The organism is Brevundimonas sp., assembly GCF_018608325.1.
GTDB lineage: Bacteria > Pseudomonadota > Alphaproteobacteria > Caulobacterales > Caulobacteraceae > Brevundimonas.
The window spans coordinates 21800-33748 of sequence record NZ_JABAZW010000155.1; the positions used below are offsets into that span (position 1 = coordinate 21800).

An 11949-nucleotide genomic window follows, 5' to 3' on the forward strand; every position below is an offset into this window, starting at 1 on the left:
TCACTCAGTCTCGATGTGGTTGCGGTAGATATTCAAAAGCAGGAGGCCGAGCAGAACAAATCCTCCCCCCCAGGCTATCGGATAGATGGGAGTGTAGTGGGTGATGACCGCATCGCCCCAAATCCCCGCACGCACCATTTCGATCGCATGCGGGAATGGGATGTAGAGGAAATAATCACGATAACTGGCAGGGACGTATTGGGCCATGATGAATGACCCGGATAGAGGAATCAGAAGGTAGAGCACCAGGTTGTTCAGGCGCTCCACGGCCTCGTAGCGAATGGAAAGCGCGCTCAGCACCAAGGCAAGGCCAAAAGACAGCCACCCTAGGATAAACCATCCTGCGTATAGGGTGAGCCAGTCCTTCGGCGGCGAGACTTGTCCCAGTAACATCAGGATCACGTAAACAACGAAAAACGCAAGCGTTGTTCCAAGAAATTCAAGTATAGCGCGTGACAGGTATAGGTGAAGCGGTTGAACCTTGCGGTGGAACAGCAGACCGGTGTTGGCCTGAACGGCGTGCAGCGAATGTGTGACCAGATGGCGAAGCAGAAGCAGGCACATATAGCCGCTCATCACGAATGGGGCGACGCGCACCCCATATTCATATGCAGGCTTGATGGCGGTCCAAAGAATCATGACGCCTAGACAGAACGCCAGTGGCTCGGCGATCAACCATAGGAAGCCGATGCCCTCGCGACCGTAGCGGGTCATCATTTCACGCAAAACCAGGGCGTGGAGGACCCGGGCTTGAGACGCGAAGCCGCCGATCAGCTTTCTCAAGCAATTCTTCTCATTCTGGCCGTCCCAATGAGAGCGTGGCCTTTGAAGGAACGCTCACCTTGATGGAGGCGGGTCGCTAGAAGGGCAAAGTGCTACAACAAGCGAAGCGCACGGTAAATGACTTCTATTCGTCGTGCGTAGGCTTCCGCGCTGAAGGTCTCGGAGCGCGCAAAGCCACGCTCCCTTAAGACCTGTCGAAAATCGAAATCGGCGTCCAACTGTTCAATGGCTGTTCGTATGTCCGCGACGTCATAGGGGTCCACGAGGACAGCGGCGTCACCTGCCACTTCACCTGTGGCTCCACCGCGTGATGTCAGCACAGGCGAGCCAAGGGCCATGGATTCTAGAATCGGCAGGCCAAAGCCCTCATACAACGAAGGGAAGAGGGTCCCGCGTGCGCCACGCAAGAGCCTTTCGAGCGTTGAGCGAGGCAGATAATCAAGTTTGAGAATGCGCGAACCGTCTTGGTTCGCAGTCGCGGCTTCAAGTAGTCCCGTCTCATGCTCCGACAGCCATGATCTACCACCGACGATAATCAGGCGGGCATCGGTCCGTGCTTCAAGGAAGGCTTCGACGACCCGGCCAAGATTTTTCTTGGGTTCGATGGCACCATAGAACAGGAAATAGCTTTCCCAATCCAAGCCAAGCGTGTCCTTCAACCAAGCTGCATCGGTTTCATGATTGCTGGGCTTGGGGGCGAGCACCGGTTGATAGGTGACGCTTATCTTTTCGTCAGGAACGCCAAAAAACTGAATCAGATCGGCTTTCGTCGTTTCGGATATGCTGGCGATATGGTCGGCGCGCTCGCAAGCCGCCTGAACCAGACGAAAATAACTGTCCTGCCGATCCAGCGTGGCGTGCGGAAGCTTCAATGGAATTATGTCGTGGACCGTCAACACATTGGCGGCTTGCGGCGCGTGAAGCGGCAGTGGGCACGTCCAATGTACAACGTCTGGACAGCGCACGCCGCTGTTCTCGGGATTGAACCGGACCGGGGTGGTGGTCCCGTATTGTTGAAAGGCGCGGTTGGCGAGGTTGAACAGGTCGCGCGACGACCAATAGCTTGAGGCGGCAGGTTGGCGTGCGCCCTGCGTGGGCCAGACGACCTGACCGGAAGGGAGAATGGGGTGGGCTGTGCATCCAAGGCGAGAAAGAAGCGTGCTGACGGCGCGCGCGACCCCGGCCTTCCGTCGGCTTGCCGTCTTGGCGTCGATGAGCATTGTCTCGTCGATCAGGGCGGATGCGTGCCGTTTTGCAGCCGGACCATAGAGGACCTGGCGATCGACATTCAGATGCTCAAGAGCGGCTAGCAACGTGTGTCCGTAGGTGGCGATGCCGGATCCTTGAGGTAGGGCCAGATTCCAACCGTCGATGCAGGACGTGATCACTTAGTAAAATCCAAAGGCAGGCCTGATGAAGCCTTCGGTAACTATCGATGTCCTCGGCCTGCATCAAGCGATCTGGATTCGTTGATCACCTTCCTGCGTGACACCGCCCCCGTCCCCCGCTAATCCCCGCGGGCAATGAACGAAACCGAGCGCCAATCCGAAGAACGCAGCTGGGAGACGGCGAAGACGCTCGCCGAAGCCCTGCCGTATATTCAGGTCTATGACCGCGAGACCGTGGTCATCAAATACGGCGGCCACGCCATGGGCGAGAGCGCCGTGGCCAAGCAATTCGCCGCCGATGTCGTGCTGCTGAAGCTGATGGGGGTGAACCCGGTCGTGGTGCATGGCGGCGGGCCGCAGATCAGCGCCATGCTGGACAAGGCGGGGGTGAAGTCTAGCTTTGTCGACGGCCTGCGGGTCACGGACCCAGCGACGATGGAAGTCGCCGAGATGGTGCTGTCGGGCGCGGTGAACAAAGAGATTGCCCACTGGATCACCATGGCCGGCAAGGAAGCCGACGTGCGCGGCGTCGGCCTGTCGGGCAAGGATGCAGGCTTGTTGACGGTCGAGAAGACGCGCCGCACCAAGCGCGATCCCGACAGCATGATCGAGCACGAGGTGGACCTGGGCTATGTCGGCGAACCGACCAAGGTTGATCCCAAGCTGATCGCCGGACTGATCGCCTCGGAAACCGAGGACTGGGTGCCGGTCATCGCGCCGATCGGCGTGGCTGAGGACGGCCAGACCTTCAACGTCAACGCCGACACGGTGGCGGGCGCCATCGCCGGATCGCTGAACGCCAAGCGTATGCTGCTGCTGACGGACGTGCCGGGGGTCAAGGGCGCGGATGGCCAGATCATCCGTCAGATGACGCTGGAAGAAGCGCAGAACCTGATCGACACGGGCGTCGCCACCGGCGGCATGATCCCCAAGCTGGAGACGGCGATGGCGGCGGTGCGCGCAGGCGTCGAGGCTGTGGTTATTCTGGACGGTCGCCGTTCGCACGCCATGCTGGTGGAGCTGTTCACCGAGTTCGGCGCGGGCACTCTGGTGAAGGCGTCTTGACCGACCTGCACCATGTAAATGCCTGGGTGTTCGACATGGACGACACCCTGTACCCGCGTGAGCAGGGGCTGATGCGTCTGGTCCAGGCGCGGATCAACGCCTTTGTGGTCGAGGCCGTGGGCCTGGCGCCGGAAGAGGCCGCGGTGATGCAGCGTCAGTTCCTGGACGAACACGGCACGACGTTGGCGGGTTTGATGGCCAACTACGCCGTCGACACCGATCGCTTCCTGAAGGAAGTGCATGATGTGCCGCTGGATTCGGTCGAACCGAACCCGCGTCTGGCCGAACGGCTCAAGGCCCTGCCGGGGCAATGTTTTGTCTTCACCAATGGCGCGCGTGACTATGCGCACCGGGTGCTGGACCGGATCGGGATTTCCGACTGTTTCGCAGGCGTCTTCGCCATCGAGGACGGGGATCTGACGCCCAAGCCCAATCCGGCGACTTTCCGCAGGATGTTGGAGCGGTTCGACATCCAGTCCCACCGCGCCGCCTTCTTTGAAGACACGCCCAAGAACCTGGAGCCGGCCAAGGCGCTGGGCATGAGCACCATCCTGATCGGCGACGGCCACGGCAAACCGCTGGGCGACCATATCGACATCATCGCCCCCGATCTTCTCGACTTCCTCTCCGACCTGAATCTCAAGGACGCCGCATGACCGACCTGTCGCATCTCGAATCCGTCATCGAGGCGGCCTGGGAAGACCGCGCCAATGTTTCGGCCGCGACGCAGGGTGATGTGCGCCATGCCGTCGAAAGCGCCCTGGCCCTGCTGGATTCCGGTCAGGCGCGTGTGGCCTCGCGCGGCGATGACGGCGTCTGGACCACGCACCAGTGGCTGAAGAAGGCGGTGCTGCTGTCCTTCCGCCTGAACGACAACCAGATCATGCGCGCCGGATCGCGCGGTCCGGTCCTGCCGATCTCGTCGGACCACGCCTCGGGCCTTGGCCCCTTCTGGGACAAGGTGCCGAACAAGTTTGGTGAGTGGGGTCAGGCCGATTATCAGGCGGCGGGTTTCCGTTCGGTGCCGGGCAGCATAGTCCGTCAGGGCGCCTACATCGCCAAGAACGTCGTCCTGATGCCGTCGTTCGTGAACATCGGCGCCTATGTCGATGAAGGCACGATGGTTGACGCCTGGGCCACGGTCGGCTCCTGCGCCCAGATCGGCAAGAACGTGCACCTGTCGGGCGGCGCGGGCATCGGCGGCGTGCTGGAGCCGCTGCAGGCCAATCCGACCATCATCGAAGACGGCTGCTTCATCGGCGCCCGCGCCGAGGTCGCCGAGGGCGTGATCGTGCGCGAGGGCGCGGTCCTGGCCATGGGCGTCTATCTGTCCGGCTCGACCAAGATCGTGGACCGGGCGACCGGCGAAGTCTTCCGCGGCGAAGTGCCGGCCTATTCGGTCGTGGTGCCGGGTTCGCTGCCGGACCCCAAGGGCGGCCCGTCGCTGTACTGCGCCGTCATCGTCAAGCGCGTCGACGCCCAGACCCGCGCCAAGACCGGCGTCAACGAACTGCTGCGCGACTGATTTTCGTTGCAGCTCTGACAGCAAAAAGCCCGCCCCGGTCGTCCGGGGCGGGCTTTTCAGTTTCAGGGCCGGATGTCAGGCCTGAAGGCGCTTCAGGTCCGGCGGCGTCGCTTCGTCGGTGAGGAGGGCGATGGCTTCCTCGATTGTGACGATGGTCTGGGCCTGGCTGCCCAGGCGGCGGATGGCGACCTTGCCTTCTTCGGCTTCCTTGCGGCCGACGACGGCGATGGCGGGCACCTTGCCGACCGAGTGTTCGCGGATCTTGTAGTTGATCTTCTCGTTGCGCAGGTCGGTTTCGACGCGCAGGCCCGCCGCGCGGAACCGGGCGGTGACCTCTTCCGCATAGCCGTCGGCGTCCGAGGTGATGGTGGCCACCACGGCCTGGGTCGGCGCCAGCCACAGCGGGAAGGCGCCCGCATAGTTCTCGATCATGATGCCGATGAACCGTTCGAAGCTGCCCAAGATCGCGCGGTGCAGCATGACCGGGCGGTGCTTCTGGCCATCCTCGGCGATATAGGTCGCGTTCAGGCGTTCGGGCAGCACATAGTCCAGCTGGATCGTGCCGCAGGTCCATTCGCGGCCGATGGCGTCCTTGACGATGAAGTCCAGCTTGGGCGCGTAGAAGGCGCCGTCACCCTCGGTGACGACCGGCTCGGTCCCGGCGGCGCGGGCGGCTTCGGCCATAAGGGCCTCGGCCTTGTCCCAGAACTCGTCTGAACCGGCGCGGTTCTCAGGCCGGGTGCCCAGGCTGATGTAGGCCGTCTCCATGCCCAGGTCGGCGTGGACGCTGCGGGCCAGCTTAATGAACTCGGCCGTCTCCTCGACGATCTGGTCTTCGCGGCAGAAGATGTGGGCGTCGTCCTGCGTGAAGCCGCGCACCCGCATCAGGCCGTGCAGTGAACCGGACGGCTCATAGCGGTGGCAGGCGCCGAACTCGGCCATGCGCAGCGGCAGCTCGCGATAGGACCGCTGGCCCTGATCGAAGATCTGCACGTGGCCGGGGCAGTTCATCGGCTTCAGCGACAGGGTCTCGCCCTCGACCGTCTCGCAGACAAACATATTGGGGCGGTACTTGTCCCAGTGACCGCTCTGTTCCCAGAACTTGCGGTCCAGAACCTGGGGCGTCTTGACCTCGACGTAACCGGCGGCGTCCAGACGGCGGCGCATATAGGCCTCAAGCACGCGCCACAGGACCCAGCCCTTGGGGTGCCAGAAGACCATGCCGCGGCCCTCTTCCTGCATGTGGAAGAGCTCCATGGCCTTGCCGACCTTGCGGTGGTCGCGCTTTTCGGCCTCTTCGATGCGCAGCAGATAGGCGTCCAGATCCTCCTTGGTCGCCCAGGCGGTGCCATAGATGCGCTGAAGCTGGGCGCGGCTGGAATCGCCGCGCCAGTAGGCGCCCGCCAGCTTGGTCAGCTTGAAGGCCTTGCCGACGAACTTGGTCGTAGGGAAGTGCGGCCCCCGGCACAGGTCGGCCCATTCGCCCTGCTTGTAGACGGTGATGGTTTCCGTCTCGGGCAGGTCACGGATCAGTTCGGCCTTATATTCCTCGCCGATCTTCTCGAAGTGGGCGATGGCCTCGTCGCGCAGCCAGACCTGACGCTCCAGCGGGGCGCCCCGGTCGATGATCTCGCCCATCTTCTTTTCGATCTTGGCGAAGTCGTCGGTCGAGAAGGGCTCGTCGCGGGCGAAGTCGTAATAGAAGCCGTCTTCGATGGCGGGGCCGATGGTGACCTGGGTGCCGGGGAACAACTCCTGCACCGCCTGCGCCAGCACGTGGGCGGCGTCGTGGCGGATGGTCTCCAGCGCCTCGGGATCGTCGCGCATCAGCAGGCGGAAATCGCCGTCGCCGTCGATGACGCGGTCAAGGTCGCGCTGCTCGCCGTTCCAGACGACCAAAGCCGCCTTCTTGGCCAGAGAGGGAGAAATGGCGGCAGCCACGTCGCGGCCCGTCGAGCCTTGCGGATACTGACGCACCGCGCCGTCGGGGAATTTAAGTTCGATCATCGTTTTTCTTTGACTGGCGGGACGGGATCGTAGCCCGACCCTCCGAAGGGATGGCATTTACAGAGCCTTCGCACGGTGAGCCATCCCCCTCGCACCGGTCCATGCTGGATAAGGGCGTCGCGCCCATAGTCCGAACAGGTCGGCAGGAATCGGCACTGCTGGCCGATCAGGGGGGACAGCGTCAGCTTGTAGCCCCGATGGGCCGCGCGCACGCCGCGTTCATAGAGAGACATTCGTCCCTTCGCCGGGGGCTGATGAGGGTTCACCGCGCTTATCCCCTGTCACAGCAGGGGGATCAACCGGGCAAGGCCTCAAGCCGCGCCGGCGAGGCGAGTTCGCGTGTCGGTGTGATGCTTTTCCAGCGCCTGATTGACCGCCTCCAGCGTCGCCTCGATGGCGACCAGGGACGAGGCGTGGCGCGCGGGATAGTCGGCGACCTGTTTCAGGACGCGCAGATCCTCGAACCGGCCGGTGGGACCGTCGCCGCCGGACTTCAGCATGGCGGACATGGCGTCGCGGGCGTCGGAGATCTCGGATGCGCTGGCCCCGATCACATGCTGGCCCAGCACGCCTGCCGCCGCCTGACCCAGGGCGCAGGCCTTCACGTCCTGGGCAAACTCGGCCACCCGGCCCTGATCGTCCAGAACGACATCAACCGTCGCGCGCGATCCGCACAGTTTTGCGACCCGCTCCGCCGTGCCTTCAGGCGCAGCCAGCCGCCCTGCGTGCGGCAGGTTCGCCGCCAGCGTCAGGATGCGCGTGCTGTAGAGGTCGTCGATCATGGGGTGAAGATAGGGGCAGTCGCCGACGAAATGAAGCCGTGTGGGCGAGGGGAGGCGTCATCAGGGACAGATCATGACAGGCTTTTCACGTGTCTTGGGCGCGCGATCTGGTCATAGGGCGATCAACTGACGAACCGGATGGAGCCAAGGGCCGTGACCCTGACCAGAGCGATGATTGCGCAGGCGCAGGGCCTGTTTCTGTTTTTCTTCGTGCCGATCACCTTGGGCGGGCTGCTTACGCCCGGGTACAGCGCCATCCGCCAGCAGGCCAGCGAGATGACCCTGGTGTCGAACCCGCTGGTCGTGGGGCTGGTGAATGCGGGCGTCATTCTGGTCGGCGTGTCGATCATCGTCTTCGCCATCGGCATGGTGCGCCGGTTCGGCATGGGAGTGGTCCTGTCCAGCCTGCTGCTGGCGGTCTTCGGCGTCTCGATGGTGGCCAACGGAATCTGGAAGATGGGCGGGCCGATGCACGGCCTGTACGGCATCGGCCTGTTCGTCGTTCTGGCGCCCCTGCAACTGGCCTATGAGATGAAGGGGCGCAAGCTGACGCCCGATTTCTTCCGCTTCGCCATCGCCGTCTCCCTCTTGTGGATGACCTATATGTGGGCGTCGGTCGCGGGGATGGACCCTGAGGGCCTGAGGGGGCTGACCCAGCGGGTCGTGGCGGGCGTCTTCCTGCTATGGCTGGGCTTCGTCTCGCGACGCGTGCTGCAGGATGATGTCCAGGCCGGTGCTGCTGACCTTCAGTTCCGCAGCGTCGATCATGGGGGAAGGCGGGTGAGCGAGAGCGGGTAAAAAACGCCAGTGCTCATGTGAAAGAGATGCGGTCCGCGCGGGACTATCTCCTCGAACGTTAGTTACGAGGTCAGATGATGAAACCGCGCCTGTTTTCGGCTCTCGCTGCAGCCGTACTCCTGCTGGGTGTTGAGCCCGGCATCGCCCAGACGCGCACCACCTATCTGGGCGCAACCCTGCTGGACCCGGCGACTGAGACGGTGCGGCCTGACGCCTATCTGGTCGTTGAGGATGGCCGGATCGTCGAGGTGGGGCAGGGGCGACCCAATGATCCCGGCGTCATCCAGGATGTGAAGGGGCTGTACGCCCTGCCGGGTCTGATCGACACCCATGCCCACATCACGCTTGGCCCATCACGCGTCGGCACGGATGACAACGGGCCCTATCTTGAGGCGCTGGATCGCCCGGACATCGTTGCACACAATGCGGCGCGACTGCTGGCCTATGGGGTCACGACGGTGCGCAATCCTGGCGGGGATGGCGTTCTGAATCGGCGATATGACGCCGATCGTAAGGCGGGGGTGCTCGTGGGGCCCGAGGCCTTGCATGCGGGCGAAGTCATAGACCGTTCGGCGTTCCCATTCCGTGGTCTGGTGACGCGCCCGTCAGAAACCCTTTCGATCACCGAGATCATACGACGTCAGGCCGAGGGCGGGGCGCGCTACATCAAGCTTTATGAGGCGCTGAGCGAGGCTGATCTGGGCGAGGGAATCACAGCCGCCCACGCCCACGGCCTGCCTGCCATTGGTCATCTGTCTGACGTCAGCTGGAGCCGGGCGGCGCGGATGGGAATCGACGCGCTGGTGCATATGATGCCGATCAGCCCCGAACTGCTGCCTGCCGACAGACGCGACGACTATGTCGCAGACCGCAAGCTGGGAGGCTTCGCCTTCTATCAATGGTTCGAAGCGGCCGATTTTGATGCGCCCGAGATCGTTGACATGATTCAGACGCTGGCGCGCCACCGCGTCCATGTGGACGCCACACTGATCGCATTCCAGCCGGCCTATTGGGGGGACGATGCGGCTGTGCTGGATCGCGACGTGGAGATCATTCACCCGGACATGCGCGCCAACTGGGATCAGGGCTTCCGTTTCGACGCGGGATGGGAGCCGCAGGACTATGCGCGCGCCAAGGTGGTCTGGCCCAAGGTGCTGGAGCTTACACGGCGCATGTATGCCGCAGGCGTGCCAATGACCATCGGCACCGACATGGCCAATCCGTATATTGCGCCGGGCATCAGTGTCGCGCGTGAAATGGCGCTTCATCAGCAGGCGGGAATACCCGCTTGGGCGGTGCTGCGCATGGCGACCAGCGACGCGGCTTCTATCCTGAAACTGGATGCGCGCCTGGGGACGCTGGCCGTCGGCAAGGAGGCGGACATTGTCTTCCTCGGCGCCGATCCCCTCGACTCCATCGACGCCATGACGGATGTGCGGATGGTGGTCGCGGATGGGCAGGTCGTCGATCGCGAGGGGCTTCTGGGCCTGTGACCGGGCTCAGAGGCCCAGCGTCAAACCACCCTCGGGCGAGACCTTCAGTTCCGCATCGGCATAGTCGGCCAGTTCGGGCCAGCGGGTGTCGAGCGGATGCTGCTGGGCGGCGGTGATGACCACGACGTCGGCGCCAGCGGCCTCGCCTGCCTGAACGCCTGCCTCAGCGTCCTCGAACACGATGCAGTCGGCGATGTCGACGCCCAGCGCCTTTGCCGCTTTCAGGTAACCCGCCGGATCAGGCTTGCCGTGTTCGACGTCCTCGGCGGTGATGAAGACGGGGGGCGGGGTCACGCCAGCGGCGGTCAGGCGCGCACGGGCCAGAGGCACGGTGGCGGAGGTGACGATGGCCCAACGGTCGGGCGGCAGGCGTTTGACGAAGTCGATGGCGCCGGGAATGGCGACGACGCCCTCGACATCCTCGATCTCTCCGCGTTCGACCCAGGCGATCTCGGCCTCCAGATCAATGTCCGGCAGGTTCTGTTTCCTGATGGTGTCGGCGGCGCGCACCCCATGCATGGTCGGCAGGAAGGCGGCGACATCAATGCTGTGGCGCTCGGCCCAGCGGGTCCAGACCCGTTCGGCGGCGGCGGTCGAGGTGATCAGGGTGCCGTCCATGTCGAACAGGAAGGCCTGATAGGTCTTGGGAGAGCGGGGGGAGGAAGCCATGCCCCCTATCAGCACGTCCGCCCCGGTCGGATCAATCGCACCGACGTCTCAATCAGCCGCCCTGCAGCGAGGTCCAGGTGCGCGTGCCGTCGGGCGTGCGCTGCGAGCCCCGGTCCTGCAGCCAGCGCAGGTTCCGCTCGGCCTGTTCGGGCGGCATTTCGCGGCGCAGAATCTGTTCCGCCTCGCCCATCTTGCCCTGCAGGCCCAGCACCATGGCCAGGTTCAGCTTGACCTTCAGCGAGGCGTTCGGCTGGGCCACGGCGCGGCGCAGCAGGGTCTCGGCGCCCGGCGCATCACCTTGTGTCGCGGCGGACATGGCGGCGTTGGCCAGCACATCGGGATTGTTCGGCGACAGGGTCAGGGCCTGGTTCCAGGCGGCGCGGGCCTCGTCGAAACGACGCACCTGCTCATAGGCCGTGCCCAACAGCGAATAGGCGCGCCAGTCGCGCGGCGCCTGATCGCGCGCCTTCTCCAGCGGGCCGATGCCATAGAAGGCCTGCCCCCGCGCGATATGGGCGCGGCCAAGCTCCAGCATGGCGTCCAGATTGGTCGGCTGGATGGCCAGGGTCGTCTCCGCCGCCTCGACCGCCTGATCGAACCGGCCCAGTTCGCGCAGGGCCTGAGCCAGCCTGACCCCGGCGACGGGATCATTGGGCACAGCCTCCTGTTCGCTGGCCCAGAAGACCGAGCGCGACAGGGCGTCCATGCGGTTATAGGTGGCGCGAATTTCGGGCGACGACGCCTGGCGCAGGCTGGACGCCGCCTGATCCGCAGGGGCGCGCGCCTCGGCCAATACGGGCGAAGCGGCCAGCGTCAGCAGGGCGATGGTTGCGAGACGGGCGGTCATGCGCGACATGGGGTGGATCCTGACGGTCCTGGGTTCTGCGTCTGAGAATCGCGGGTTCGCGTCAAATCTTGGTTAATGGCCGGAAAGGTTTGCCTCCATGTCCGCACTGCACCCCCAGCTGGTCGCCGCTCAAGACGCCGGAGCCGCGATCCCGGTGCGTTTCGTCGGGCCGGGCGGACAGTTGGATGAGGCGGCGCAACGCTGGGCCGATGTTCACGCCTTCGAAGGCAAGCCCGGTCAGCTTCTGGTCGTGCCGAACGCAGAGGGCGGCGTGGATCAGGTGATCGTCGGCGCAGGCGAGCGTTTCGACCCCATGTCCGCGCGCGGTCTGTCGGCGCGCCTTCCGGGCGGGCTCTATAAACTGGACGTAGCGGCGGATCAGGCGGAACAGGCGGCTCTGGCCTTCCTGCTCGGGACCTATGTGTTCGATCGCTACAAGACGCGGACGGACAGGGCGCTGGTGCGGTTGGTCGCCCCCGAGGGGCTCGACGCCGCCGAGATCAGCCGCATCGCCGCCGCTTGTGCTTTGGCGCGTGAGATGGTCGACACCCCTGCCGCCGACATGGGGCCATTGCAGATAGAGACCATTGCC

At 64.2% G+C, this 11949-nt stretch carries 12 protein-coding genes and 1 pseudogene; 6 read left to right on the forward strand and 7 right to left on the reverse strand.

What is annotated here, in order from left to right; translation table 11 throughout:
- Positions 1–783: an ABC transporter permease gene (locus tag QZ281_RS15460; RefSeq protein WP_292229876.1), complete on the reverse strand. Its 783-nt coding sequence runs from the start codon at positions 781–783 to the stop codon at positions 1–3.
- Between the two features lie 92 nt (positions 784–875).
- The gene (locus QZ281_RS15465) at positions 876–2171 is read right to left on the reverse strand and encodes a glycosyltransferase family 1 protein (RefSeq protein ID WP_292229877.1); all 1296 of its coding nucleotides are present in this window, start codon (positions 2169–2171) and stop codon (positions 876–878) included.
- A gap of 135 nt (positions 2172–2306) precedes the next feature.
- Here QZ281_RS15465 and argB point away from each other — a divergent pair, with 135 nt between their 5' ends.
- The 3 genes from argB to dapD are packed head-to-tail and all read left to right on the forward strand — an operon-like array spanning position 2307 to position 4761.
- Positions 2307–3236, forward strand: coding sequence for an acetylglutamate kinase (gene argB, locus QZ281_RS15470; RefSeq protein ID WP_292229879.1), 930 nt, complete (start codon positions 2307–2309; stop codon positions 3234–3236).
- The gene (locus QZ281_RS15475; RefSeq protein ID WP_292229881.1) at positions 3233–3892 is read left to right on the forward strand and encodes a pyrimidine 5'-nucleotidase; all 660 of its coding nucleotides are present in this window, start codon (positions 3233–3235) and stop codon (positions 3890–3892) included. The genes argB and QZ281_RS15475 overlap by 4 nt, the downstream gene beginning before the upstream one ends.
- A complete protein-coding gene (gene dapD / locus QZ281_RS15480) occupies positions 3889–4761 on the forward strand; it encodes a 2,3,4,5-tetrahydropyridine-2,6-dicarboxylate N-succinyltransferase (RefSeq protein ID WP_292229883.1) in 873 nt (290 codons plus the stop codon). Before QZ281_RS15475 ends, dapD begins: the two co-directional genes overlap by 4 nt.
- Before the next feature lie 75 nt (positions 4762–4836).
- Here dapD and thrS read toward each other — a convergent pair whose 3' ends face one another.
- From thrS to QZ281_RS15495, 3 genes are all read right to left on the reverse strand, one after another.
- Entirely contained in the window at positions 4837–6768 is a 1932-nt protein-coding gene (gene thrS, locus QZ281_RS15485; RefSeq protein WP_292229885.1) for a threonine--tRNA ligase, read from the reverse strand.
- A complete protein-coding gene (gene yidD / locus QZ281_RS15490; protein ID WP_201100996.1) occupies positions 6765–7001 on the reverse strand; it encodes a membrane protein insertion efficiency factor YidD in 237 nt (78 codons plus the stop codon). The genes thrS and yidD overlap by 4 nt, the downstream gene beginning before the upstream one ends.
- A 78-nt stretch (positions 7002–7079) precedes the next feature.
- A complete protein-coding gene (locus QZ281_RS15495; RefSeq protein ID WP_292229887.1) occupies positions 7080–7550 on the reverse strand; it encodes an iron-sulfur cluster assembly scaffold protein in 471 nt (156 codons plus the stop codon).
- A 153-nt stretch (positions 7551–7703) separates the two neighbouring features.
- Here QZ281_RS15495 and QZ281_RS15500 point away from each other — a divergent pair, with 153 nt between their 5' ends.
- Both QZ281_RS15500 and QZ281_RS15505 read left to right on the forward strand, forming a co-directional pair.
- Positions 7704–8348: a DUF998 domain-containing protein gene (locus tag QZ281_RS15500; RefSeq protein WP_292229889.1), complete on the forward strand. Its 645-nt coding sequence runs from the start codon at positions 7704–7706 to the stop codon at positions 8346–8348.
- A 77-nt stretch (positions 8349–8425) separates the two neighbouring features.
- The gene (locus QZ281_RS15505; protein ID WP_292229891.1) at positions 8426–9841 is read left to right on the forward strand and encodes an amidohydrolase family protein; all 1416 of its coding nucleotides are present in this window, start codon (positions 8426–8428) and stop codon (positions 9839–9841) included.
- 6 nt (positions 9842–9847) lie between these two features.
- Here QZ281_RS15505 and QZ281_RS15510 read toward each other — a convergent pair whose 3' ends face one another.
- On the reverse strand, positions 9848–10510 hold the full coding sequence (locus QZ281_RS15510; RefSeq protein ID WP_292229892.1) for an HAD family hydrolase: 663 nt from the start codon (positions 10508–10510) through the stop codon (positions 9848–9850).
- 52 nt (positions 10511–10562) lie between these two features.
- The gene (locus QZ281_RS15515) at positions 10563–11366 is read right to left on the reverse strand and encodes a tetratricopeptide repeat protein (protein ID WP_292229895.1); all 804 of its coding nucleotides are present in this window, start codon (positions 11364–11366) and stop codon (positions 10563–10565) included.
- 88 nt (positions 11367–11454) lie between these two features.
- On the opposite strand from QZ281_RS15515, the pseudogene QZ281_RS15520 reads away from it, so the two are divergent.
- Positions 11455–11949 (forward strand): annotated as a pseudogene (locus tag QZ281_RS15520) (leucyl aminopeptidase family protein); the annotation flags it as partial.

Excerpts from the sequence above, each read along its gene's own strand:
- argB (WP_292229879.1), top strand. The coding sequence starts at position 2,307 with ATGAACGAAACCGAGCGCCAATCCGAAGAACGCAGCTGGGAGACGGCG.
- dapD (WP_292229883.1), top strand. The coding sequence starts at position 3,889 with ATGACCGACCTGTCGCATCTCGAATCCGTCATCGAGGCGGCCTGGGAA.
- thrS (WP_292229885.1), bottom strand. The coding sequence starts at position 6,768 with ATGATCGAACTTAAATTCCCCGACGGCGCGGTGCGTCAGTATCCGCAA.
- yidD (WP_201100996.1), bottom strand. The coding sequence starts at position 7,001 with ATGTCTCTCTATGAACGCGGCGTGCGCGCGGCCCATCGGGGCTACAAG.
- QZ281_RS15495 (WP_292229887.1), bottom strand. The coding sequence starts at position 7,550 with ATGATCGACGACCTCTACAGCACGCGCATCCTGACGCTGGCGGCGAAC.
- QZ281_RS15505 (WP_292229891.1), top strand. The coding sequence starts at position 8,426 with ATGAAACCGCGCCTGTTTTCGGCTCTCGCTGCAGCCGTACTCCTGCTG.
- QZ281_RS15510 (WP_292229892.1), bottom strand. The coding sequence starts at position 10,510 with ATGGCTTCCTCCCCCCGCTCTCCCAAGACCTATCAGGCCTTCCTGTTC.
- QZ281_RS15515 (WP_292229895.1), bottom strand. The coding sequence starts at position 11,366 with ATGTCGCGCATGACCGCCCGTCTCGCAACCATCGCCCTGCTGACGCTG.